The 24117-nt window shown below is 67.9% G+C and carries 20 protein-coding genes and 7 pseudogenes; 15 read left to right on the top strand and 12 right to left on the bottom strand.

What is annotated here, in order from left to right; genetic code table 11:
- Positions 1–131 precede the first annotated feature (131 nt).
- Positions 132–1490, bottom strand: coding sequence for an MFS transporter (locus ABFX81_RS31040; protein ID WP_086847153.1), 1359 nt, complete (start codon positions 1488–1490; stop codon positions 132–134).
- Positions 1491–1840: 350 nt separating this feature from the next.
- On the opposite strand from ABFX81_RS31040, the gene ABFX81_RS31035 reads away from it, so the two are divergent.
- The 5 genes and pseudogenes from ABFX81_RS31035 to ABFX81_RS31015 form a co-directional block, all read left to right on the top strand.
- On the top strand, positions 1841–2344 hold the full coding sequence (locus ABFX81_RS31035; protein ID WP_086847151.1) for an SGNH/GDSL hydrolase family protein: 504 nt from the start codon (positions 1841–1843) through the stop codon (positions 2342–2344).
- A 22-nt stretch (positions 2345–2366) separates the two neighbouring features.
- Positions 2367–2861: an SGNH/GDSL hydrolase family protein gene (locus ABFX81_RS31030; protein WP_086847149.1), complete on the top strand. Its 495-nt coding sequence runs from the start codon at positions 2367–2369 to the stop codon at positions 2859–2861.
- A gap of 8 nt (positions 2862–2869) precedes the next feature.
- Positions 2870–3343, top strand: coding sequence for a hypothetical protein (locus ABFX81_RS31025; RefSeq protein ID WP_346138974.1), 474 nt, complete (start codon positions 2870–2872; stop codon positions 3341–3343).
- Positions 3344–3459: 116 nt separating this feature from the next.
- A complete protein-coding gene (locus tag ABFX81_RS31020) occupies positions 3460–4284 on the top strand; it encodes a LamG domain-containing protein (protein ID WP_086847147.1) in 825 nt (274 codons plus the stop codon).
- Between the two features lie 235 nt (positions 4285–4519).
- Positions 4520–6058 (top strand): annotated as a pseudogene (locus tag ABFX81_RS31015) (RHS repeat-associated core domain-containing protein); the annotation flags it as partial.
- Positions 6059–6385: 327 nt separating this feature from the next.
- Here the strand turns inward: ABFX81_RS31015 and ABFX81_RS31010 are convergent.
- The 4 genes and pseudogenes from ABFX81_RS31010 to ABFX81_RS30995 form a co-directional block, all read right to left on the bottom strand.
- Positions 6386–6607: a hypothetical protein gene (locus tag ABFX81_RS31010; RefSeq protein WP_346138973.1), complete on the bottom strand. Its 222-nt coding sequence runs from the start codon at positions 6605–6607 to the stop codon at positions 6386–6388.
- A 33-nt stretch (positions 6608–6640) separates the two neighbouring features.
- Positions 6641–6769 (bottom strand): hypothetical protein, encoded by a 129-nt coding sequence (locus ABFX81_RS31005; RefSeq protein WP_346138972.1) that lies wholly within the window; start codon positions 6767–6769, stop codon positions 6641–6643.
- Between the two features lie 35 nt (positions 6770–6804).
- A pseudogene (locus tag ABFX81_RS31000) lies at positions 6805–6912 on the bottom strand (IS5/IS1182 family transposase); the annotation flags it as partial.
- Positions 6913–7091: 179 nt separating this feature from the next.
- Complete coding sequence (locus tag ABFX81_RS30995) at positions 7092–7292, bottom strand: hydrophobic protein (RefSeq protein ID WP_086847146.1); 201 nt, start codon at positions 7290–7292, stop codon at positions 7092–7094.
- 722 nt (positions 7293–8014) lie between these two features.
- Between ABFX81_RS30995 and ABFX81_RS30990 the strand changes: the two genes are divergently transcribed.
- Positions 8015–8347 carry a MerR family transcriptional regulator gene (locus ABFX81_RS30990; RefSeq protein ID WP_086847143.1) on the top strand — a complete coding sequence of 111 codons (333 nt, stop codon included), beginning with the start codon at positions 8015–8017 and terminating at the stop codon, positions 8345–8347.
- Between the two features lie 381 nt (positions 8348–8728).
- Here ABFX81_RS30990 and ABFX81_RS30985 read toward each other — a convergent pair whose 3' ends face one another.
- Both ABFX81_RS30985 and ABFX81_RS30980 read right to left on the bottom strand, forming a co-directional pair.
- The gene (locus tag ABFX81_RS30985; RefSeq protein WP_346138971.1) at positions 8729–10414 is read right to left on the bottom strand and encodes a SpoIIE family protein phosphatase; all 1686 of its coding nucleotides are present in this window, start codon (positions 10412–10414) and stop codon (positions 8729–8731) included.
- Between the two features lie 904 nt (positions 10415–11318).
- Positions 11319–11747: pseudogene (locus ABFX81_RS30980) on the bottom strand (transposase); the annotation flags it as partial.
- Between ABFX81_RS30980 and ABFX81_RS30975 the strand changes: the two are divergent.
- A pseudogene (locus ABFX81_RS30975) lies at positions 11733–11849 on the top strand (IS5 family transposase); the annotation flags it as partial. The pseudogenes ABFX81_RS30980 and ABFX81_RS30975 overlap by 15 nt on opposite strands.
- A 109-nt stretch (positions 11850–11958) precedes the next feature.
- On the opposite strand, the gene ABFX81_RS30970 reads toward ABFX81_RS30975, so the two are convergent.
- Complete coding sequence (locus ABFX81_RS30970) at positions 11959–12810, bottom strand: hypothetical protein (protein WP_086847137.1); 852 nt, start codon at positions 12808–12810, stop codon at positions 11959–11961.
- The gene (locus ABFX81_RS30965; RefSeq protein ID WP_086847135.1) at positions 12807–13778 is read right to left on the bottom strand and encodes a TIR domain-containing protein; all 972 of its coding nucleotides are present in this window, start codon (positions 13776–13778) and stop codon (positions 12807–12809) included. The genes ABFX81_RS30970 and ABFX81_RS30965 overlap by 4 nt, the downstream gene beginning before the upstream one ends.
- A 138-nt stretch (positions 13779–13916) precedes the next feature.
- Here ABFX81_RS30965 and ABFX81_RS30960 point away from each other — a divergent pair.
- Positions 13917–14574, top strand: a pseudogene (locus ABFX81_RS30960) (IS5 family transposase); the annotation flags it as partial.
- A gap of 26 nt (positions 14575–14600) precedes the next feature.
- On the top strand, positions 14601–15017 hold the full coding sequence (locus ABFX81_RS30955) for a hypothetical protein (RefSeq protein WP_346138970.1): 417 nt from the start codon (positions 14601–14603) through the stop codon (positions 15015–15017).
- Positions 15018–15201: 184 nt separating this feature from the next.
- Here the strand turns inward: ABFX81_RS30955 and ABFX81_RS30950 are convergent.
- A pseudogene (locus ABFX81_RS30950) lies at positions 15202–15492 on the bottom strand (transposase); the annotation flags it as partial.
- A 184-nt stretch (positions 15493–15676) separates the two neighbouring features.
- Here ABFX81_RS30950 and ABFX81_RS30945 point away from each other — a divergent pair.
- A complete protein-coding gene (locus ABFX81_RS30945) occupies positions 15677–16081 on the top strand; it encodes a DUF6336 family protein (protein WP_346138969.1) in 405 nt (134 codons plus the stop codon).
- A gap of 169 nt (positions 16082–16250) precedes the next feature.
- Here the strand turns inward: ABFX81_RS30945 and ABFX81_RS30940 are convergent, their stop codons facing one another.
- Positions 16251–17249 (bottom strand): substrate-binding domain-containing protein, encoded by a 999-nt coding sequence (locus tag ABFX81_RS30940; RefSeq protein ID WP_086847125.1) that lies wholly within the window; start codon positions 17247–17249, stop codon positions 16251–16253.
- A gap of 187 nt (positions 17250–17436) precedes the next feature.
- On the opposite strand from ABFX81_RS30940, the gene ABFX81_RS30935 reads away from it, so the two are divergent.
- Together ABFX81_RS30935 and ABFX81_RS30930 are read left to right on the top strand one after the other, a co-directional pair.
- Positions 17437–18450, top strand: coding sequence for a substrate-binding domain-containing protein (locus ABFX81_RS30935; protein ID WP_086847123.1), 1014 nt, complete (start codon positions 17437–17439; stop codon positions 18448–18450).
- Complete coding sequence (locus tag ABFX81_RS30930; RefSeq protein WP_086847122.1) at positions 18450–19724, top strand: serine hydrolase; 1275 nt, start codon at positions 18450–18452, stop codon at positions 19722–19724. The genes ABFX81_RS30935 and ABFX81_RS30930 overlap by 1 nt, the downstream gene beginning before the upstream one ends.
- Before the next feature lie 361 nt (positions 19725–20085).
- On the opposite strand, the gene ABFX81_RS30925 is transcribed toward ABFX81_RS30930, so the two are convergent.
- Complete coding sequence (locus ABFX81_RS30925) at positions 20086–20664, bottom strand: TetR family transcriptional regulator (protein WP_086847120.1); 579 nt, start codon at positions 20662–20664, stop codon at positions 20086–20088.
- Between the two features lie 237 nt (positions 20665–20901).
- On the opposite strand from ABFX81_RS30925, the gene ABFX81_RS30920 reads away from it, so the two are divergent.
- The 3 genes and pseudogenes from ABFX81_RS30920 (at position 20902) to ABFX81_RS42365 (ending at position 24027) form a co-directional block, all read left to right on the top strand.
- Positions 20902–21717 (top strand): oxidoreductase, encoded by an 816-nt coding sequence (locus ABFX81_RS30920; RefSeq protein WP_086847118.1) that lies wholly within the window; start codon positions 20902–20904, stop codon positions 21715–21717.
- Positions 21718–21769: 52 nt separating this feature from the next.
- Positions 21770–22621 (top strand): alpha/beta fold hydrolase, encoded by an 852-nt coding sequence (locus tag ABFX81_RS30915; protein ID WP_086847115.1) that lies wholly within the window; start codon positions 21770–21772, stop codon positions 22619–22621.
- A 36-nt stretch (positions 22622–22657) separates the two neighbouring features.
- A pseudogene (locus tag ABFX81_RS42365) lies at positions 22658–24027 on the top strand (low temperature requirement protein A).
- Positions 24028–24117 lie beyond the last annotated feature (90 nt).

The raw sequence follows: 24117 nt of genomic DNA, 5'->3' as shown, positions 1-24117 counted from the left end.
CGTCAGCCAGTTGCTCGATGACTCGGTTCACGCGAACCGCCGCCACGCCGGCCCGGGTGGCGAGGCATGCGTGGGGGAACTTGCCGAATGGCCGGGCTTCCGGCAGCCGACAGCCGACCACCATCTGAAGTTCATGGCTGAGGCGGGGATTCTGGAGCGTGAGCAGCCGGGGACTTCAGTTTGGTACTCGGTGAGCCGGGCGGCGCTGCGGAGGGTGCCGGAGAATTCTTACTGACGGCAGGCTCTCGGCTGGTGGGAGACCCTTCACCCAGGGGCAGGCCGGCTGTCTTCGGCTTCCTCCCGGAGCAGGCCAGGGCTGCGAGCAGAGTCACGCTGCCCGCGAGCGCGAAGCACACCTCGAGAGGCAGCCGTGCCGCCAGCAGACCGGCCACCGCCGTGCCGCCCGAAATCCCTGCGTTCACCGCCGTGTTGACCCAGGCGCCCGCCTGGGTGCGGCGCTCCGGCGCTGCCACCTCGTCGGCCAGCAGGTATGCCGTGGTGAGCGCCGGAGCCACAAAGAATCCCGCACACGCCACCGCCACGGTCAGCGCCCCCACGCCCGGCGCGAGCCCCGCTGCGGCCAGGGCGAGACCGAGGCCGACAGCCAGCAGCGGCAGTCGTACCCGGGCCCCGATGCGCCAGTTGACGGCACCGTTCAAGAGCCCGCCGACCGCGCTGCCCGCCGAGAGGGCCGCGAGCACCCAGGCGACCACGTCGTCACCATGATGCCGCTCCGTCGCGAACGCGAGGACCAGCAGATCCATGGCGCCCAGGGACAGCCCGACCCCGGCCGCCACCACGACCGGCGTCAGCAGCGCCCGCGCCCCCTGCAGCCGCGCCTCGGAGTGTGCCGCCGCCTTGGCAACGGCAGTCGGCCGTACGTCCCGCACGGCTGGCGACATGACGAATGCGAATGTCCCGACCCCCACGAGCAGCGCGCTCACTACGACCCCGGCCGCCGGGGGCGCGATCTGCACCAGCGCGCCGACCAGCAGCGGACCGGAGATGAGGAGCATCTCCTCCGCGACGCCGTCCAGGCTGTACGCGCGCTGCAACAGCGGCTGTTCGTCGGTGAGTTCACGCCAGATGGCCCGCATCGAGGGGCCGAGCGGAGGCGCCGCGGCGCCCGCGGCTGCGGCGATGGCGCCCAGCAGAAAGGCGGGGGCGCCGGGCCGCCAGGAGGTCACCGCGAGGGCGCCCAGGAGACTCGCATAGAGCAGGGCCATCGGAAGGAGCGCGAGGCGCGGGCCGTGGCGGTCGACGAGGGCAGCCCGTACCGGGGACAGGAAGACACTGGTGGCGCCGAACAGCGCCATGATCGTGCCTGCGGCGGCATACGAGCCGGTGGCCCGGGTCACCGCCAGCATCACGGAGAGGGTGAGCATCCCGTACGAGAGCCGCCCGAGCAGGGTGGCACCGAAGGTGCGTCGGGCGTACGGAAGGCGCAGTACGGCGGCGTACGAGGGCCGCCCTTGAGCAGGCGCAGACATGGGAAAGTTCCTCAGGCGGAAGGAGGGACGCCGAGTGCCCAGGCGTCGGTGGGGATGGAGAGTCTCACGATCAACAGGACAGCCCGGCACCGTTGCCGGTTGCGGCCCGATCCGGCCAGGTGCCCGCACTGCCCAGAGGGTCCGTGCCGACTGCCCCTGCTACTGGAGGAGGAGCGACACCACCGATACGACCAAGATCGACGCTTCCCCCGGGCCGTAATGCGAGCGGAACGCGGTCCACCGCTCATTCTCCGCCCGGGCCCGCGATCCCAGCCCCCGGGCGACCGTCGCCTTGAGATTGTCGTAACGGGGTCGAACTCGGCGTCTACCGCTTCACCGGCACACCACGTGTGGAGCTGACGAACACCACGGACGACGGAACCGCGGACGAGGATGTCGCCTGGGACGCCGTCGCCTTCCAGCCGCAGTCGGGCAAGCCGAAGCACATGGTCGTCGCCATGGGTGACTCCTATACCTCCGGCGAAGGCGCCGGGGCTTATTCACCCGAGTCCGACCGGGGCCACGGGAAGAGCACCTGGAACGCCTGCCGGCGCAGCCCGAATGCATGGCCCCGCAAGGTGACTCTCCCGGGCCAGACGAAGAGCGTCGGTTCGCTCGAGGACAGCTTCGACCCGGCGCTGGGCTTCCAGTTCACCGCATGCTCCGGAGCCAAGACGGGCCAGATGACCGAGGGAGATCCCCCCAACGGCTGGGGGATCGACGGAAACTTCCACGAGAAGACCCAGATCGACTCAGGGGCCCTCAGTGCGGATACCACTTTGGTCATGCTGACCATCGGTGGAAATGACGCGCGCTTCGACAACAAGATCCAGAAGTGTGTCATGGAGGGGTGAGGGGTGCCCGTCGGAGGCCTCGATGAAGGCGGACATCGACAACGCTGTAGCCGGGACTCGGACGGTGCTGGAACAGATCCATGCCCATGCGCCGAACGCGACGATCTCGCTGATGGGCTACCCCTTGCTCTTCAGCCGTACTCAGGCGTGCTCGACCTTGGTGAGCGCATCCCAGCGTGTCATTCTGAACGACATGGCCGAGTACTTCGAGAGTAAGCAGCGCGAGCTGGCGCTCTCCATGAGTGCGTCCAACGTCCGGTACCGGTCTCCGCAGTCGGCGTTCGAGGGCAAGCGCATCTGTGATTCGCCGGGAGGAATCAACGGGGTTGTGGCAGGGCCTAAAGGCGACGGCGACTTCCACCACGGCGACAAGAACACGCAGCTCTGCTGGTGGTTCACGGGAGAAACCTGCCCCAGCCGTGAGAGCTACCACCCGAACCAGACCGGGACCAGCGCCTACGCACAGGCGTTCATGACCGCCGGCCCGCTGTCAGCCGCCACACGACAGGAGCGGTGAGTACGAGTATGTCTGATCACGGCACCGTGGCGCGGCACGACCGCGTCACGGTGCCGTCTCCAGGGTGTCTCGCCGTCATCATGGTGCCCATCGTCGCGGTGCTGGTCGTGGCGTCGGTTCTCATGGTCATGCACTACCGCCAGGAACGTGCGAACGCCCAGAACGAGGCAGAAGCCCTGGACAGGACAGCCGCCCTGGCCCGGTCATACGCGCGTGACGTGGCGGCGGCACCGGACGGCTTTCCCGGCCGGGAAGCCGTGCGCGGCATCGCTGAGCGGCACGACGGCAGGCTCATCTCATACGCGCGGTCGGAAGGTTCGCTGACTACCACCGTGCGCTTCTTCGGAGAGTACGAGGACACCAGCATGTTCGGCGTGTCGTACTCCCGGGCCTACCGCTGCTACTCCATCGTGCTCCAGACGGGGGCCGAGGGCGTACCGCAGGCGAGGACGACTCCGCTTGAGAAGTGCGATGTCATCTGATCCAGGCGACTGCGAAGCTGACCGGATCCCCGGCCCAGCTATAGCCCCACAAGCGTGAGGCCTCGGCGGACGCCGGCACGCCCTGGTCGGCCGGGGGAAACCTGGAGATCGGCCGGGTGCTGTTCGGCGACAGCTACGTGGACCACTTCAAGGGTGTCATCGACGAGGTGGCGGTGTGGCAGCGCACGCTGACCGACCAAGAGGTCAGGGACGAGGCCCGGTTGCTGACGTCCGAGCACTTTGCCGGCGTGGAACTGGTGGGCGGCTGGCGCCCCGATCAGGGCACCGGCACCTCGATCCCCGACACCCTGTCCGGATACGGCCGCAAGATGACCCTCAACGGGGGAGCAGCACTGAACGGCGAGGAGATCACTCTGGACGGAGTGGACGACTCGGCGTCGGCGGCCGGCCCGTTGGTGGATGACACGGGATCGTTCACGGTCACGGTGCTGGCCACCCTCGACGGGGACAAGCTCGCCGGCAAGAACATTGGCTACAAGGGCCAGGTCGTCGGGCAGCGCACGGCGGACGGATCCGCCTGGGGACTGTGGTACGAGCTGACGGGCAAGCAGACCGTCCTTGACCCGGAGACCTTCACGGAGAAGACCGTACCCGTCGGCTTCTGGCGGTTCGGGCGACTCAACGCCGACGGCACGTTCAGCGCCGTGTCGTCCGACGAGAGCGCGCTGATGGACGGCAGGGTTCGACTGACCGGCGTCTTCGACGCCCAGGACGGCACCATCAGCCTCTACCTCGGTGGCGCACGCAACGACGAACCGCGCTCGTTCACCGCAAAGCTGGGCACCGGCGAGTTCGCCGTCGGCAGGGGATTCACGGGCGGCGTGTGGCAGCACTACCTGCCCCAACGTATCGCCGAGGTACGAGTGTGTGCTGGCGCGATGGCTGGCTGGGAGCAGATCGAGCAGGCCGTGGGCGACTGATCACCGGCTGGCGGGGACGGCTGCCAGCCAGCAGCCGCCCCTTCCCCGGACACAAGGCAGACGCAGTCTGCGGCGACTTACGAACTATTCCGTCGGGACTTGGGCAGGCGGAACCATGGCCTTTGGCATAGACACCTCAAGCAGGCGGGGTGGCGGGATCACGCGGCGGCGCGGCAGTCGATTGCTGGTGCAGTCGTTGGCTCTGGCATTGGTGGTGCCACTGGGCTAGGCGCAGGTGGCCCAGGCAGCGCCGCAGCCGGGCGGGCTGGGACGGCCGGATGTGCCGAAGCCCCGGGTGAGCAAGGTTCAGGCGTTTGACGGGCCCGGAGCACGCAAGGCCCGAGCGGAGGTGGCGAAGGAACGCAAGGCCAACACCGCCCAGGCCAAGCGAGCCGCCCAGGAGCGAAGAGCCGGCTGGCCCAAGTCTGCGGAGGCCACCCTCGGGCTTGACCGAGGAAAGACCGCGAAGACCACCCTCGGCGACATCCCCGTCACAATCAAGCCTGCACAGGGCTCAGCCGCCAAAGCCGCCACAGGCGAGGCACGGGTCACCGTGCTGAACCAGAAAGCGGCCCGCAAGACGGGTATCACGGGTGTCCTGCTGACCGCCGAGGCGGACAAGGCAGGCACCGCCGAGCTGAGCGTCGACTACCACTCCTTCGCCTCCGCCGTCGGCGGGGACTGGTCCCAGCGGCTGCACCTGGTCCAGTTGCCGGCCTGTGCGCTGACGACTCCGCAGAAAGAGCAATGCCGCACACAGAAGCCGCTGGCATCGGAGAACAATCTCAACGAGCAGAACATCTCGGCCAGAGTGCGCCTGGGCGCAGCGGAGCCGTCCGGGGCGTCCACTCAGATGGTGAAGGCCGCGGGCACTGCGGCATCTGGAGCGACCGTATTCGCGGTCACCGCGACCTCCGCTGGTTGCGGCCAGTCACCGACAGGCGCGGGAGACTACTCCGCGACGCCGCTGTCGGCGTCCTCCGCATGGGAGGCGGGCGGCAGCTCGGGTTCCTTCACCTGGTCCTACGACTTCTCCCTCTCGCCCGCGGCGGCCGGCCCCAAACCGCCGCTGTCGCTGTCGTACGACTCGGGCAGCGTCGACGGCCGGACCGCAACGACGAACAACCAGGGCACGGCGGTCGGCGAAGGATTCACGCTGACCGAGTCCTACATCGAGCGCTCCTAGGGGTCCTGCGACGGCGACGGGCACGCTGACGTCTTCGACCAGTGCTGGAAGTACGACAACGCCCGCTTGGTGCTGAACGGCAAATCCACCCGCCTCATCAAGGACAAGACCGACGGGCAGTGGCGACTGGAGGCTGACGACGCCTCCAAGGTCATCCGGTCCACCGGCGCGGACAACGGCGACGACAATGGTGAGCACTGGACCGTCACCACAGGAGATGGCACCAAGTACGTCTTCGGACTGAACAAGCTGGACGGTGCCGGCACCGAGCGAACCAACTCCACATGGACTGTGCCGGTGTTCGGTGACGACTCCGGCGAGCCCGGCTACTCCAGTGGCGACTCCTTCGCCGACCGGGCACTGACGCAGGCATGGCGGTGGAACCTCGACTACGTCGAGGACACCCACGGCAACGCGTCCACGTACTGGTACACCAAGGAATCGAACCACTACAAGAAGAACAAAGCCGAGACGGCGAACACCTCCTACACGCGCGGCGGCTACCTGACCCGCATCGAGTACGGCCTGCGCAAGGGAGCCCTGTTCACCGACAAGGCCGACGCCAAGGTCACCTTCAACCACGCCGACGGTCTGGTGGTCGACTGCCGACCACCAGACCGGACCGGATCGATGCGAGAGCTGCGGAGCCGTTCACCCGGATGCGAGGTGAAGGGATCGGCCTGCCCCGTAGGCGAAATCGAGCCCGAGCGGGTGGCGAATCTACGCTGGCGGGCGCGGTTACCGTCATCCCCGCGGCGCGGCGTCGGAGGGGATGACGGCGGCGGTCTGCTCGGCCTTCGCGGTCCCCGCCTGGTGACCCGGTGAGGGGCGGAGTTGCTTCTCACCTACACCCGAGGCAGTGGACCGTGCCGTTGGAGGTCCCCGTCACCCTGAAGGGCGCACCTGACCGCTGGGTCAGGCGGCGAGGACATCCCGGAGTTCGCGTACGGCGCGCTCGTGGTGGTGATGTGCGGGGATCGCCTCGTACAGGTCCTGTGCGCGGCGGCGGACCAGGCCGGTGCGGTAGCCCGCGGGCAGTGCGGTCAGGGTGGCGACGGTACGGCGGCACGCTTCCTGGCTGTCGCCGTCGTGGTGGGAGCTGGCGGATGCGTCGATGTGCAGGAGTGTTCGCGTCATGGTGCTGGTCGGCGCGGACAGCTCCAGGGCGCGCTACTGGCTCTCGTTGGTACGGGCCGTATCTTCGAGCGTGGTGTAGGCGTGGCTGAGGTGCACGTGGTGCTTCTGCTCGGAGTAGGTCAGCCAGGTGCCCGACCGTTCGCGCTGGGGGAGCCGGTTCATGAGGGCGTCGGCGGCCGCGAGCGCGGCTCGGGCTTGGCGATGGTGCGCTCGACCACCCAACGGAAGACGCCCAGGCCAGAGCCGTGTTCCTGGCCTCGTTCAGCGATCACCGGGGTGATACCTCGCGCCCGGACAAGGCGCCGGTCGGCGATGGCGACGGATCCACCGCTGCCTTCCGCTGCTTCACCGAGCCCCAGCTATGGGGCCTGGTGTCCGGGATGGTGATGGTTACGCCGTTTGCCTGGGGCGATGTCCTGAGGCGGGACATGCCGGTGGGCCCCGGGTGTTCCCGGGGCCCACCGGTTGGTGGCTGTGTGGTGGGTTACCAGCGATACCAGCGGCCCTTGCGGCCGCCTGTGTCCGCACTGCGCACCACGAAGCCCAGCAGCCAGACGACCGGCACGATGACGGCGATCCACCACAGTGCCTTCAGTGCGAATCCCGCGGAGAAGAGGATCAGAGCCAGAAGCAGGACGAGCAACAGGGGAACCGAGTTGAGGCTGCGCTCACGCGGCCCCTCCATCGCCGCTCGAGACCAAACCTCACCACCCACACACGAAAATCTATCTTGGGCAGAGTAGACATTGGCTAGTGGCGTGGTTATGGTTTCTCTCGTAACCCAGAGAGACCGCAGGGCCCGGCAGACACGAACTGCCGGGGAGAAGTACCGCAATTGCAGTGCGCAGGACGGTGCGGTGGTGGAGCTCCGAAGCCAGGGCTGTTGCAGGACGGCGACGGGACTGACGACCGGACCGGGCGGCCCGCAGTGTTCAGGGGCCACCGTGAGCAGTACCCAGCAGTGGAGTCAGTGAGCAGTACCTCGGTGAAGGCGCCGGCTGCGGGCGCGCGCACCGGGAGGTTCGGCAGTGGGGTTCCAAGCCAGAGCAGACGCAGGACGGGCGACGGGGCTGGCTGCCGAAGAGTGGCGCTGTAACAGGCCATCAGTAGTTCGCATCACCAGCAGTACGCAATAGAGCAGTACCAGCAATGAGGGAATGATCGGAGGAAGTGAACGCCATCAGGATCGCCCGGGCGGCTTTTCGAGTCCGGGTACCGCAGGACATCGATAGTGAGGTGGTCTCCGGTCGAGCAACCGCGATCCCAGCATCCCCGGCAGCATTCCGGTCGGGTGTGCGATGACAGAAGGCCGGCGCAGTAGTAGGGCCGGCAGATGGTGTAGCAGTTCCTTCGGGCCCTGGCGCCGTACGGCGCCAGGGCCCTCCACGCGTTCCACAGAGAGGTCAGATGGCAGCAGACGATTCCTTCGGGCGTCTCGACGACGACGACTACCCCGCCTACACCATGGGACGGGCCGCCGAAATACTCGGTACCACCCAGGGCTTCCTCCGTGCCATCGGCGACGCCCGCCTCATCACGCCGCTGCGCTCCGCAGGGGGACACCGCCGCTACTCCCGCTACCAGCTACGCATCGCCGCCCGCGCCCGCGAACTCGTCGACCAGGGCACCCCCATCGAGGCCGCCTGCCGCATCATCATCCTCGAAGACCAGCTCGAGGAAGCCCGGCGCCTCAACGCCGAATACCGCCGCGCCGCAGCCCGACACACGGCCGGTGTCTGACCCGCACTCCACTCAGCGGCGTGAAACGTGCGACCGACAGTGCGGCGTCGTCGTGTATCTGGGCGTGGTGGGCGAGTTGGGTGAGTACCTGCTCCGCAGACAGGCTGGCCCGGGTGGCGATGGCACGCAGGCGGCGGCTGACATCGGCGGGCAGCCAGACCTGTGCAAGCAGTTCGTCCTTCGCTTCCTGGCGCTCCTTGACCCATGCGGCGTGCCGGTCCTCAGCGACCCGCCGCCTCGCCTAGCGCTCCTGTGCCCAGATTGTCCCCTGGGCGTCCTGCTCGGGGTCGTACTTCTGCTGTATGGACGTCTCCAGCAGGGCCTTACTCACCTGGACGGTCGATGAGCCGACGAGCCGGATGCAGCACGCCGGCCCCTCGACTACCCATTGTCGGCGCGCTGGCGGGCGGCGAGGATCGCGACGTCGTCTTCGTAGGCACCGTTCGCGAGGCGGGTCAGGAGTGTGTCGAGCATGTCGTCCAGAGGGCCGTCCGCTGACAGGCTCAGCGTCTGGAGCGCTTGCACTGAGACGTCGATGTCGGTGCCGCGGCGTTCCACCAGTCCGTCGGTGTAGAGCAGCAGCGTGGTGCCGGAGTCCATTTGTACGGTGAACGATTCGTAGCCGCCGAGGCCGGTGCCGATGGGCGGGCCGGCCGGGGGCCACAGGACCTCGATGCTTCCGTCTGGTCGCAGGACGGCCGGTGGCAGGTGCCCGGCGCTGGCCGCTGTGCAGGTGCCCGTCCGGGGATCGATGACCGCGAGAAGACAGGTGGCGAGGCGGTCAAGGCCGAGCTGCGTGACCTGGCGGTCGAACTCGCCGAGGATCTTGTCGACGCTCGCGCCGGACGCGGCAAGGGTGCGTAGCAGGGAGCGGTACTGGCTCATGGCGACAGCGGCCTGGAAGCCGTGGCCCATCACATCGCCCATGACCAGCAAGGTGCGCGATTCCGTCAGGGGGATCGAGTCGTACCAGTCCCCACCGACCAGGACGCTGCGGCCGGCTGGGAGGTAGCGCGCGGCCACTTCTACGGCGGGGTGGGGGGTGCTGGGTTCGGACAGCAGGGCCCGCTGGAGTTCCAGCGCCATGGTGTGTTCGTAGCTGTAGCGGCACGCGCTGTCGATGGAGAGGGCGGCCCGGTCGGCCAGCGCCTGGATGGTGATGAGGTCGTCGTCGTTGAAGGGCTGCGATGCTCCGGCCCGCCCCAGAAGGATGACGCCGACCGGGCGGCCTGTCGCGATCAGGGGGGCGATCAGAAGCGAGTGGATGCCGGCCGCGCGGAAGAGCTTGGTTCGTTCGGGGTCTACGGTCACCTTCTGGAACAGCTCGTCCGAGGCCAGGTTGCCCAGCCACGGCCGCCCGCTGTCCAGGCAATGCCGGGTGGCGACGCCCCGGGGAACGTCGACGTACGGTCCTGGTCCGCCCATCTGGTGCAGCAGCCATTCCATCCCAGGGGGCGCTGAACCTCTCACCTTGCGCAGCCGCAGGAGGCCGGGCGGAGGCGGGGGAGCGCCGGTGAAGTCGTCCTCGACGATTCCCACCGCGGCCATGTCGGCCAGCGAGGGCGCCAGGAGGTCGACCAGCTCCTGGCATGTGGTTTCGATGTCGAGGGTAGTGCCGACGCGCGTGGCCGCGGCATCCAGCAGTGCAAGCCGCTGATGCGCGGTCTCCAGGTCGTCCAGATAGCGGCGCAGGCTACTGATCTCCACGCCGATCCCGCACAGACACGCATCCTCTTCCGGCAGATCCATGCGGTGATAGACCGCTCGCCAGAGCCTTTGACCCAGCGGCGAGGAGACTCCTGTCGTTCCTGAGACGGTTGCCTCCCGAGGTCGCCCGTCCGCGAGGACCTCGAACAGGACGTCGTCCGGACTCTGGAGGTCCGGCAGTACTTCCCCGAGCGTTCGCCCCAGGAACGCGGTGGCAGGCACGCCACTGGCTTTGACCCATGCCGGGTTGACGTACAAATGACGCAGCTGCGCGTCGAGAACGACGATGGGGGCCAAGGTCCCCTCTACAAGCTGACGCGCCGGAAAGCCATCACCCTCCGGAAAGTGCCACTGCGGCATCGGGCCCTCACCAGTCACAGGTTCCCTCTCGCTGTCTTCACTGGAGCCAATCCATACCCCGTCGACGGAGAGACCTCTCGCGGTGAGGTGAGCATCCCCGCATCTCGCTGCCATGGGAACCAGCCCACCGCTTCCTGCTGCGGGGTAGGCGCGTCCATGCCCGTCTCGGCATCGCCTTGAGCAGGATTGAGGAGCGCGAGGGCGGGGGCCGCCAAGTCCATTAGCCGGACCCACCCCCTCGGTGTTTCGCTTGCGTCCCCTATATGGGTGGTAGGCACTCAACACGCGGATTGCTCATTGTTACGGGGGCAGCCCGGCCCTCTCACTTGAGGCGTCAACTCCTGGCCGCCGCTGCGGCCGCTATCACCTTCCTGGCTACCGCCGCAGCGTCCGCCTCGTCTGCGGCCCCCACCAGTGACTTTCATAGCTGCCCGGCGTTCTACGCGGGCCTGTTGGAGCACGCCAACTACAAGGGGACGCGCGTTTCCTTCTCGAATAAGTGCTCGAAGGGGCAAGTGTCGGTGCCCGCCAACATGCGTGATAAGGCGAGCTCTGCGTACATGTCACGCCAGACGGGCGGTCTTCGCGTGTCCCTGACGGACACCTTGGACGGAACGCATATCCGCAAGGGCATCACCATTGGGGAGGAGATAAGGTGCCCTACTGAAAATCCCCGGCAGGCCGCGGATGAACGACAGCATCGACGTCGTGTGGTTCAGTTACGGTCACGGCCTGTGCCCGTAGACCCAAGGCTTCGGCGTAGTCGCGTTACGTCCGCTGGGTGACGTTCTGCAAGCTCGGCAGTCAGGCAACGCAACAGGTGGCAGCGGAGCGCGGGCGCACAGGTCACTGCCGCAGCCTGGTCGCCCTGTGCGTACCGTGCGGGCTAGGTTCTGTCTCTTGGTCAGCGTCGGGTCCAGATGAGGATCCCGGCGAGGTGGAGCGCGGCCTGGTAGGCGATGGCGAGTTTGTCGGTTCGTGTGGCCAGGCCGCGCCACTGCTTGAGGCGGTTGATGCACCGCTCGACGGTGTTCCGCTGCTTGTAGGCCTCCCTGTTGAAGCCGGGCGGACGGCCACCGCGCTGGCCTCGCCGCAGGCGGTGGCCGACTTGGTCGGACGTCTGCGGAATGACCGCATGAATGCCCCGGCGCCGCAGGTGGCTGCGGATAGCGCGGGAGGAGTATGCGCGGTCGGCCAGCACGGCCAGCACGGCCAGCACGGCCAGCACGGCCCGGGGCCGGGTCCGGGGGCTGCCCGGCCCTCGTCGGGGCACACGGATGCGGGACATAGCCGTCTCGAAGGCGGGCGCATCACCTGCCTGGCCCGCGACTACGAGAGACACCCGCACCGCTCCGAAGCCATGATCCACCTCGCGATGATCGACCATGGCCCGCAGACTCACGGCGAAGCCACCCTGAACTGGCGCGGAACCTGACCCGGGACCAAACACGATCACCGGACCAAACGCTAAGTGAAAAGACTCACTCATTCCAGGATGAAACATCGGGAGAAACGACCTTTGAACGGCCCCGGCTCAGCTCCCTCTAACGGTTGAGTGGGAACTGGTAGCCAGCGAGCCAGCAAAACTGCACGAAACGCTCAACGTGCGTATCCGTGAGGAAGTGGTCGAGGAGGTGGGCAATTGCGAGCGCCTGTTCTTGGTACCGCAGGGTCACATTGGGCTGGTTGGGGCCGGTAAAGGGCCTGTCGACGAACGCGGCAGCACTTTCCATCTCCGCGTCGGTGACGAACCCGTCAGTGACGGCCGCGCCCCACACATACAGCGGGTTGTCAGGAAGCATGTCCGGATGCAGGTGGTCGCTCTCCATGCTGAGTTCGTCGATGTGGTCCAACATTGAGGCTGCCCACCGCTTCAGATCGACTCGCTCGGCAGAGATCGGAAAGGGTTCGTTGACCTTGACATCGGTCAGCACGAACCCGCGGTGCTCCACTCGGTCCGCGAGCTCGGCGAACTCAGCCAGTCTTCGCCGCACGCCGGGTGATTTCAGCAGGAAGACGACGAAGTCCAAGGTGACCATTTTGTATGCGGCGGCCAGGACACCCGTAAGCCCGTGCTGATGCAAGATCTTGATGATCGCACTGTGCAGGCGGTTGTACTGCTTGGTCATCGCGTCTAGCTCCGGAGCGCCGCGAAGTCCGGCCAGCTTCCGCGCGAGCCGGTCAAGATCGTACGCAGGCTTGCCGGTCAGGAACAGCGGTAGCTCTCGGATGTGGTAACCGAGGTGCTCAAGGCGTGTTTGGCGTGCCATGCCCTTGCCATCCAGCGTCTGCACCTCGAATGTTACGTGCTCGCTTCCGATGCCGAGCAGACCGACGACCCTGTGGCCGTCGAACGTGGTGAATCGCTGCGCCGCGAGCCACTCCTCGTCGATCACGTCGGGTCCGTCGCCGCGTCAATGAGCCAGTCGTAGGTGCGGACACGGAAGCCGTGGTGAAGGTCATTGAACTCGGCCAACGCCGCCAACTGCTCCGTGCCGAGTGTGTTGCGCCGACCGGTGACCGCAATCAGCTCGAAGTCGGCTGGCTTGAAGTCAGGCAAATTTGGTCGGAGGTCAGGCGATGTATCACGGAGGCGCAGTGGATTGCGCCGGCTCGGCGCTGATCTCATCCTTGCCGCGAGGGCGGCTAGGCCGTGCAGCTTCTCGGAGACGGCACCGTGCTGATCGACGGGCGGGTCGGAGGGAGAGCCGAGTACGACGCCGCGCCACCGCCAGGTGCTCGGGGTTAGCTGGAAGGAGCCTACGCACAGCTCGATCCTGGTGTCCTCGATCCTTACCCCACGGCGTATTTCCTTCCAGGACCGGCCGAGCGCGCTACGTAGGACGGCGGGGTGTACGGCGAGGAACTCTTCCAGTGCGGCCCGGTCGTCACGACGCACCAGGTCCAGCAGGCGCCCGCCGACAGACGGGGTGTCCACGGCCGGCGTTCCGCCCGGTTCGGCGAGGACCAGGGTGCTGATCGCCGTGGCGAGGGGATCGATCCCATTCGCAGTATTCCCCGCGACGCGGTCGGCGAGCATCGGTGAATGCTTTGCCAGGGTTGCGTGGTCGATGCCGTGCCACACCGGCAGGATTGCCTTCACGCCGAGCCTCTCCACCGCGACCAGGCCGTTGAGTTCCCACAATGGCCAACGCTTACTGAGGAAGGCCTCGCTTAGCACGACGACCCCGAATCGGCTCTTTGCCAAGCCCTCGTCGACACTCTGCCGGAGGCTATCTCCGATCTTGAGCTCGTGCCGGTCGAGCCACACCCGAAGGCCACGTGCGGTCAACGCCTTTGCCAAAGGTATGGCCACGCTCTCCTTGTCTTCCGAGGCATGGCTGACGAAGACATCCCAACGCACCCCTGCTCCCTAGTTGTCAGCTCCTGGGTGAGGTCAACGGCCGCACGCTAGGCCACCGCATGGCGCTCATCGGACAATCGATTCAACCACGGATGATTCGGTCGATGGTTGGAACCATGGAACTGGTCGGGGTCTTAGACGTCGTGCACTTGGCGGCAGTTGCCGCCGGCCTTCGGCCCCTGCTGGCCACCGTCTACAGGCGGTTCGCACAGTGGAGCCAGGCGAGAGTCTGGGCAAGGCTCCACGGGGTGATCCTCGATCGGCTCGGCCAGCATGGTGACCTGGACTGGTCGCGGTGCGCGATCGACTCCGTCAGCCTGCGGGCGGCAAAAGGGGGCTTCTGACGGGATGACCGAATCGGACCGACCGAGTCTAAAACGGATCGAAAATCCACCTCATCACTGACCGCAACGGCCTGCCGATCTCCCTCGGTATCTCCGCGGCCAACACCCACGACAGCCAGGCCCTGATCCCTCTGGTGCAGGGCATACCGCCAATCCGCTCCCGACGCGGCCCGCGTCGCCGCAAGCCCGGCAAGCTGCACGCCGACAAGGGATACGACTACCACCACCTGCGACGATGGCTTCGTCAGCGCGGCATCACACCCCGCATCGCCCGCAAAGGCATCGCGTCCTCCGAGCGCCTGGGCCGACACCGGTGGGCGGTAGAACGCACCGCGTCGTGGCTGGCCGGCTGCCGTCGCCTGCACCGCCGCTACGAGCGCAAAGCCGAGCACTTCCTCGGCTTCGTCGGCCTCGCCGCAGCACTCATCGGCTACCGCCGACTCACCGCATGACCTGCACCTCGCCCAGCGGTCCTGGCATGCTCGACGGCATGATCGGATGGATACGCCGCACACCGCGCTCGGCGGTCGCACTGATCGTCGTATACGTCGTCGTCCTGGTCTTCATCGGTGCGGCCTCACACATCACCGACCTCGTCCACAGTGGCCTGCACCCCTACCGCTGGGCTCCAGAGTGGCTGAACCTGTTCTGGTCATCTCTCGCCATCTTCGACTCGCTGGCAGCCCTGCTTCTGGTGTGCGGCAAGCGAGCCGGGGTGGATCTGACCTGCGGCATCATGGCAACCGACCTGGCTGCCAATTGGTATGCGGTCTACTCCATCCAGCACAGCAACCTGTTCGCCCAGCCGGGTCTTCAGCGGCTCACCGCCTTCACCCTTCTCGTGCTCTGTACCGGCCCCTTCGTGCGTTCTCGCCTCGGCCACAGCACCATCTGAAACGACGTCTTAGACGTCGTTTCTTATGGCTGATGACGGCCTGCAAATCGCTCAGCAGGGGGTGACTTCAGGGTCGACTGGGGGCAGCGCCCAGGGTTCCAACGTGCCGTCGCAGAGTTCGGCGAGGAACTGGACGGCGCCATGCTCGTAATGCCACCAGCCGCCGTTGCGAGAGGCGATGGTGACGAGCCACTGCTGCGGGTTGCATGACACGGTGGAGCCGGGCCCACACCCGGTCCCGGCTCCACCGGGCAAATCGCCGGTAGACCGTCTGCCAGCACGGGCGGAAGACCGGCGGGAGCTGCCGCCAAGTGCAGCCCGAGGTGGCCACGAAGATGATCGCCGCCAGGGCCTCGCGGTCATCCGCCCGGCGCCGGCCGCCGCCCTGCGGGCGCTTGACCACCGTCGGAGGCACCACCCGACGGAACAGCACCCATAACTCGTCTGGCACCAGCCGCTCAACCAGATCCGTCATGAACCGTTCAACGATCGCCAGCGCCAAATGAAACGATGTCTAAGTACCGGCGCAGATCGAGGTCCGGAACGACCCTGCCAGTACGGGCCCGTCATCGTCGGGTCGCGCCCAACTCGAAGGTCAAGCCGGGGGCGGCCCGGAGGCGGTGTGATCCCGGCGGCGGGGCTGGGCTACGGTGCCGCGTATGCGCACCGAGGACGCGATCATCCGACCCCTGCTCAGGATCCGGAACGTGGCCGCGCGCGGGGCCCTGTACGGGTTGGCCGCCGTGCCCCTGCTCGGGGTGGTCTCCCTGTTTTTCGGCGACCACTACGACCGGACGACGTTCCTCGGCGTCGTCGGATTTTTCGCCGCCGCCATGGCCGTGGTCGGGATCCTCATCGGGCTCCTCTTCTGGTCGGCCTGCGGGGGAGACATCCGGCGCTGCCGCGACTGGCGAACCGTCAGGGGCCAGGCCGGACCCGTGACCGTCGCGGCCCCGGTCCTGCTACGGACCGGGGTGCTGGCCCTGGTGCTGTGCCCCGGCGCCTTCGGCCTGCACCACCTGGTGGACGGCGCCGCGTACGACAGCTGGCTGTACGGCGACTGAGCTACGCGCTCGGCGCGGGCGCTCAACGCGACAGACGACGGGCGCCGTGAACAGCAGGCTGCCGTCACCGCTCGCGTTCGTGGCGATCAGCCCGAAGCGGCCGCCGTGGTAGCGGAGTGTGGGCGCACAGGTCCCTGCCGCAGCCTGGTCGCCCTGTGTACCGTGCGGGCTACACCCCGGGGTGCGGGACGGTGGTGGAGCGCACGATGAGCCGTGGAGCGAGTTGCACGGGGCGGGTCGGGCGGCCGGTGTCCTTGATCCGGGCGGTCAGTATGGTCACCGCGGTCGCTCCCATGTCTTGGCGGGGGGTGTCGATGGTGGTCAGGTCGATGTAGCCGAACTGGGCGAAAACCGTGTTGTCGAAGCCGATCAGCGACAGGTCTTCCGGCGCGCTCATCCCTCGATGCTTGAGGGCCGCGAGGACACCGAGAGCGGACAGGTCGTTGGCCGCGCAAACAGCGGTGGGAGGGCGGGAACTCGACAGCAGGATCTCCGCTGCTCGCCTCCCGCCGTGCTCGGTGTAGTCGCCACGGACGATGCGGCTGTATGCGGACAGTCCATGCTGCTCCATGGTGTCGAGGTAAGCCCGGCGGTGACTCTCGGCCCCGGGACCCTTGCCGCCGTCGATGTGGGCGATGTCCTCATGGCCGAGTCCGACGAGGTGTTCGACGGCGAGGCGGGTGCCGTGCCGGGTGTCGACCGCGACCGAGTCGACGCCCTGTACATGGCGGCCCACGACGACCAGGGCCACGCGGTCGGCCAGTTCGCGCAGGTCCTTCGAGGCCAGACGGGGACCGACGAGGACAATGCCGTCCACCCGGTGCTCGAGCAGACCGTCGATGGCCCGTCGCTCGGTGTCCGGGGTCAGAAGCTCTCCGCCGGTGAGGAGCACTCCGTAGCCGGCCTGCTCGGCCTGTTCCTGGACGCCGGTGAAGATCTCCGTGTAGACGGGATTGCGCAGCTCCGCCAGGACGACCCCCACCGTCATGGTGCGCCGGCTGGCGAGCTGGGCGGCATGGGCGTTGGGGCGGTAGCCCAGCTCGGCCGCCGCCTTCAGTACTGCCTCCCGGCGCCGTGCGGAGACGCGGGGATCGTTCCGCATCACCAGGCTGGCGAGGGACCGCGATACGCCGGCTCGGGCCGCGACGTCCTCCAGCGTTACCGACACGCAGCCTCCCGGACCTATTGACGTACTCGTTGGAGCGCTCCAAAGTGTAGGCCATTGGAGCGCTCCAACAGAATGCCGTTGTCCGGCGCCGCGACGCCGCTCGAGCCACGCGATCCCCAGGGCCTCAGGTTCTGAACTCGCGCGGTCCCCTCTTTCTCTCCCTGTCGCACAGTAAGGTCCAGGACAGATGCACCGCTCTTCTCATCCGCGCAGATCCGCCTCCCTCGTGGCCGTGGCCACGGCCACCGCACTGACCGTCGCCGGCTGCACCAGCAGTTCGGGCGGCAAGAAGACCGAGGAGGGGGCCGACGGCGTGTCCGCGGGCAAGGCGAACACTCCCCGTCTGACGCTTGCGATGATCACCCACCAAGGGCCCGGCGACACCTTCTGGGACATCGTCCGCAAGGGCGCCGAGGCGGCCGCCGCGAAGGACAACATCCGGCTCGTCTACTCCAACGACCCGAGCGCGGGCAACCAGGCCAACCTGGTCCAGAACGCCATCGATCAGAAGGTCGACGGCATCGCGATCACGCTCGCCAAGCCCGAGGCCATGAAGGACGTCGTGCGCAAGGCCACGGGAGCGGGTGTACCCGTCGTCGGCCTCAACTCCGGTGTGAGCGAGTGGAAGAAGCTCGGCCTGACGGAGTTCTTCGGCCAGGACGAGAGCGTGGCCGGCGAGGCGTTCGGCAAGAAGCTGAACGAGGTCGGCGCCAAGAAGGCCGTCTGCGTCATCACCGAGCAGGGCAACATCGGCCTCACCCAGCGCTGCGACGGCGTGAAGAAGACCTTCCAGGGCAAGACGGAGAACCTCTACGTCAACGGCACCGACATGCCGTCCGTGAAGTCGACGATCACCGCCAAGCTGAAGCAGGACAGCTCCATCGACTACATCGTCAGCCTCGGTGCCTCGTACGCGCTGACCGCCGTGCAGTCCGTGTCCGAGGCGGGCAGCAAGGCGAAGATCGCCACCTTTGACCTGAACAAGGATCTCACCGGCGCCATCAGCAAGGGCACGATCCAGTTCGCGGTCGACCAGCAGCCCTACCTCCAGGGCTACCTGGCGATCGATTCGCTGTGGCTGTACAAGAACAACGGCAACTACATGGGCGGTGGTGAACAGGCGATCCTGACCGGCCCGGCCTTCGTCGACAAGTCCAACGTCGACCAGATCGCCCAGTTCGCCGCGAGGGGCACCCGTTGATGAGCTTGGACCGGCGGTCGGCGCCGGTGATGACCGCACCGCCGGTCCACGACCCCACCGGTTCCGCCGACGCGGACGACTCGGCCACCTCGGTCACCCGAGAGCTGGCGCGCCGGACGATCGGGAGAGCCACGGGCACGGCCGGAGCCGGTGCCGTGCGGGTGGAAGGCTGGGCCCGGGCCCCGTTCGAAGCCCTCGCCGATGTGTTCGCGCGGGTCGTAGCGGAACAGGGAGACGGTGCCGCCGCCCTGGCGATCTACCTGGACGGGCATCCAGTCGTAGATCTGTCGCACGGAGGTCCCAGCGACGCCCGGTACCTGTTGTTCTCCGTCTCCAAAGGCGTCTCGGCGATCGCCGCCCAGCACGCATACGCTGCCGGACAGCTCGACCTCGATGCCCCGATCTGCGATGTCTGGCCCGCCATGCGGCGGACAGCGACCCGCCGCATCACCACCCGCCACGTCCTCAGCCATCAAGCGGGGCTGCCCCTGGTCGACCAGGAGCTCACCGTGGAAGACCACGTGGCCGACAAGCTAGAAACCGCCCTGGAGCGGCAGGAACCCTCCTGGGAACCGGGGACGAAGCACGGCTACCACGCCATCACCTACGGAGCCCTGCTCGACGGCGTCTTCCAGCGGGCCCTGGGCACCAGCGTCGCCGACTACATTCACGCACACATCCGGCAACCGCTCGGTCTCGACCTCGCTCTCGGCGTTCCCCCTTCCGACAACCACGACGTACTGCCGCTGCGGACACGCCCCCCGATGCGCACCCCGCTGCAGTCGGCCCGCCCCGGGCTGCTCTTCGATGCCGTCGGCCTCGGACTGCTCGCAGACCCCTCGGTCTTCAATCAGCCGGACGTTCTCGCAGCGCCTTGGCCCGCGACCAACCTGGTCGCCGGTGCCCGCGACCTGGCACGGCTGTATGCCGCGACCGTCGGACCGGTGGACGGCGTGCGCCTGCTGGACACCGAGAGCAGTGCCGCGCTCGCCCGCACCCGCTCCATCGGGCCCGACGAGGTCCTCGGCGAGCCGTCCCACTTCGGTTCCGGAGTCCAAAGACCCACGGCTCGTCTTCCCCTCCTCGGACCGGCGTCGTACGGGCATGACGGACACGCCGGCTCGCTCGCGCTGGCCGATCCTCGGTTCTCCGTCGGCATGGCCTTCACGACCAATGTCAGCCCGCCCGTCGGCGGAGCGAGTGCCGCAGCCCTCACACTCGTCGCGGCAGCGAGGCACTGTCTGAACGCATCCGGCCGCAACACGACCGAATGATCGGCTCAGGTGCGGTTCTGGATGCCGTCGGTTATGGGACTGCTGGAGGCGCCCCGAAAAGGCGCAGACCGTGGATCCGGGACTTCCTTGCCGCTCCAGTGGGGCCTTGGGCCTGGTCCGGCCACGATGCCGCTTGGCACGACCCGAGGCCGATCCGGTGACCGTCACCGCATCTGAGGACGTCCGTCGACGCGACCACGCTGGCGCCGATGTCAGCTAGGCAGCCCGCCAAGCGGAGTGGGAGCGTCGGCACGCGGCGCTCAGACGCGCGGAGGATCTGCTCGCTGTACGCGGTTCGGGGCGTTGCTCGACCGGTTGCTCTTCGACGGGGTGCCGAGTCCGGGCCCCCGTAAAGGTGTCATCAGCCGTGCGGCCCTGCGCCGTGCAGAAGCGTGTCGATGACGAGTGTGGCCAACACCTCCGGGTCCTGTGCGGCTGGATCCTGATCCGCACCCGGCCTATTGAGGGCTTCGCTCAGGAGCGCGTAGTACACCTGCCGCGTCCAGTCCAGGTCCGCGTCGGCAGCGAGCAGACCCTCGCGCTGCGCTCGCGTCAGGAGATCGACGGTGTGGGCGTCGATCTCCGCCCAGAGCGCGGTGGCGGCCTCCGTGTGGGCCGTGGCATGGCTGAGGGTGAAGCGCCAAGTTTCCTTGACCCGAAGGACGTTCGCGGTCACCCGGTACAGCGCGACGAGCGCGGGAGCGGCGTCCGGCCGCGCCTCCTCGATCGCGTCGACGAGCTGCTGCTTCGCCGACACGGCGAGCGCCTCCAGCAGCGCCTGCCGGTTGGCGAACCGCCGGTGCACCGTGATCCGGGTCAGGCCCGCCGCCTCGGCGATCTGTTCCATGGAGGCGCCGGCGTCCTGCGCGAGGACCCGCTCGGCCGCCTCCAGAATCGCGCGCACACTGCGCTCGGCGTCTGCCCGCAGTGCTCGGCCCATGTCTGTCTCCTGTCCTGTTCGGTTCCTGGTCCCAAGTAGAGGATACGTGAACGATACGGATGCCTCCCTAACTGATTCCCTCGTGTTGCCTCTAACTCGAAAACTGATACATTGATGAATCGGATCGAGGGGGCTGCAGCGACGGCGACGGACCTCGGTACGACCGTCATCCGCGTCCGGCACCGCAACCCCCACACCCCCCGCAAGACGAAGCAGTCCATGAGTCAGGAGCCCACAATGGCGACAACACGTCCGGTAGCCCTCGTAACGGGTGCGTCCTCCGGCATCGGCAAGGCGGCCGCGCTCGCGCTGGCCGCGGCGGGCTACGAGGTGGTCGGCACCAGCCGCGACACCGCGCACGTCACCCCGTTGAAGGGCGTGACCTTCCTCGACCTCGACGTGACCAGCGACGCGTCGGTGACCGCCGCGGTCGGCGAGGTGATCGACCGGTTCGGACGGATCGACGTCCTGGTCAACAATGCCGGCATCGGCTCGGCGGGCGCCGCCGAGGAGAGCTCCGCCGCCCAGGCGCAGGGCCTCTTCGACATCAACGTCTTCGGCGTCATCCGCATGACGAACGCCGTCCTGCCGCACATGCGCGCGCAGCGCAGCGGACGGATCGTCAACATCTCGTCCATCGTCGGCTTCATGCCGCAGCCCTACATGGCGGTCTACGCCGCCTCCAAGCACGCCGTCGAGGGCTACTCGGAGTCGGTCGACCACGAGGTCCGCGAGTACGGCGTGCGGTCCCTGCTCGTCGAACCCGCGTGGACCAACACCGCGTTCGATGCGGCCAGCGTGCGGCCGGACAGGCCCCTGGACGTCTACGCCAAGCAGCGCCACGTCTTCGAGGAGTACATGGCCGGCGCGGTCAAGGACGGCGACGACCCCGCCGTCGTCGCCAAGGAGATCGTCGCCGCGGCGACCGACGCCAAGCCGAAGCTGCGCTACACCGCCGGCGCGATGACCGGACGCGTCCGCACCATGCGCCGCATCGTCCCTTCCCGCATGTTCGACCAGCAGCTGCGCAAGCTCAACCGCCTGCCCGCCTGACCACTCTCCGGAAGACGCCAACGAGACACAGCGACAGGAAGCGAAGCCCGCCATGAGCACCTATCTGTCAGACGCGGCCGAGGACCTCACCGCGGAAGGCCCCTCCGCGACGTTCACCTACCGGCGCATCGGCCCCCGGGGCGGCGTCCCGCTGGTCCTGCTGAACCGGGTCCGGGGAACCCTCGACTGGTGGGACCCGGAGTTCCTGGACCACCTCGCCGCCGGCCACGACGTGATCGTGTTCGACAACGTCGGCACCGGCCACACCACCGGCACCCCGCCCGACTCCGTCGAGGGACTCGCCGACGGCACCGTCGAGTTCATCGAGGCTCTCGGCCTCACGCAGGTCGATCTGCTGGGCTGGACGCTGGGCGGCACCGTCGCCCAGCACATCGCCCGCACCCGACCCAACCTGGTCCGCAAGCTGGTCGTGGCGGCCGCCAACCCCGGCGGGACAGTGCCCGGCGCGCCCGACCCGGACCCGAAGGTGCGGGCCACCATGACCAAGCCCGAGGTCACCGGGGACGACCTGGTGTTCCTGTTCTTCCCAGAGACCGAGACGGGACGCGCCGCCGGGTACGCACACCTCGCCAGGGTGGCCACACGGCTGGCCACCGGCATCCCCGACGTGTCCGAGGCGGCGGCCCTGGGCCAGATCGCCGCGATCGGCAAGGACGCGGCGATTCCCTTCGAGCAGGTGCGAGCGGACCTGGAGAGCATCAAGCAGCCCGTCCTGTACGCGACCGGCATGCAGGACGCGATGATCCCCGCCCTGGCCTCGTACACCGCCGTCCAGCACCTCACCGACGCCACCCTCGTCGCCTACAGCGACGCCGGTCACGCCTTCCTCTTCCAGCACGCCAAGGACTTCGCCGCCCAGGTGACGGCCTTCCTCGCCGACTGAGCAACGCCGTGAAACCGTCGAACCAGGAGATGCATCGTGCAGTCGACCAGCGTCCCGGCGCGCCGGGAGGTCACGCCGCTGGAGTTGTTCTTCGACCTGGTCTACGTCTTCGCCATCGGCCAGCTGTCGCATCAGCTCCTGGCACACCCGACGTGGACCGGCGCCGTGCAGACGCTCGTGCTCTACCTCGCCGTCTACGCGGTGTGGGCGTACACCACCTGGGCGGTCACCCTCGTCCCGGCCGAGGATCCGCGGACCCGGCGGATGCTGCTGGCGGTCATGCTCGTCGGGCTGTTCATGAACGCCGCGATCCCGCGCGCCTTCGGCGACGCAGGGTGGGTCTTCGTCGTCACCTTCCTGCTGATTCACCTCGGCCGGACGGTGTGGCTGCTCAGGGTGGGCCTCGACCGGCGTGAGCAGGAGCATTGGCGCCGCGTCCTGGTCTGGTTTTTCGTGGCCGCCCCCTTCTGGCTGACCGGCGCGGCGGCCGACGGCGGCGCGCGGCTGGTGTGGTGGGCCGCGGCGGTCCTGGTCGAGTTGGCGGGCACCTTGTCGGCGCATCCGCTGCCCGGCCGCAGGCTGGACTCCCGACAGGTCACCTTCGCCGGCGGTCACCTGCTGGAACGCGGCCGCCTCTTCATGATCATCGCGTTCGGTGAGGCGGTCCTCACCACCGGCGCGGCACTCACCGCGGCGCCGTACGAGCCGATGACCCTGCTGACCGCCGGCGTGGCGCTCACCGGCACGGTCGCGTTGTTCTGGCTGTTCTTCAGCCGCTCCGAGCACATCGTGCGCCACTACGAGCGGACCGAGGCCCCATACGGGCGGGGCGCAGCGGCGTCTACAGCCTCATGGCCTCCGTCGCCGGAATGATCGCCGCCGCCGCGGGCGACGAACGCGTCATCGCACACCCGGCCCACCACGCTGGCATCACCACCACCCTGCTGCTGTTCGGCGGGCCGGCCCTCTACATCGGCGCGCAGACGTGGCACGGCAGGACCCTGTTCGACGACCTGCCCACGGCGCGGCTGATCGCGCTGTCCGCTCTGATCGTTGGATGCGCGGTCACGCCGGCGGCCCCGGCCTACCTGGCGGCGGTCGTCGCGGCCGCGATCGTCGTCACGCTGGCCGCGTTCGAAGATCGCACCTTGTATTTCCGCGATCCGTGCGTGGACGGCTTGTCATGGGTGTCCAGCTGTTTGAAGAGCATGCCTTCCGTCCCGGCCGGCGCCCATGTCAGCTACTCATGCTGGGTGTCCGGATGGGTGGTCGACGGGCGCGGCACTCGTGGAGCGGACAGTCGGCGGGCGGCGAGCACTGACTTGAGCGCGGCTCTGCGGCGTCGATACGACTACCTGGTCGTGTCGGTCCCGGACTACCGCAGCAGTTCGAACGCGATGAGGTGAGTCGGCCACTCTTCAGCCGCCTGGGCCGCCCCGGTGCGGCGCTGCTGTAGCCGGTTGTGCAGCGAGTGTTACCCGAGGTTGCTGTTGGGG

Source organism: Streptomyces coeruleofuscus, assembly GCF_039532725.1.
Taxonomy (GTDB): Bacteria; Actinomycetota; Actinomycetes; order Streptomycetales; family Streptomycetaceae; genus Streptomyces; species Streptomyces coeruleofuscus.
This window is presented reverse-complemented; position numbering and strand designations above follow the sequence as displayed.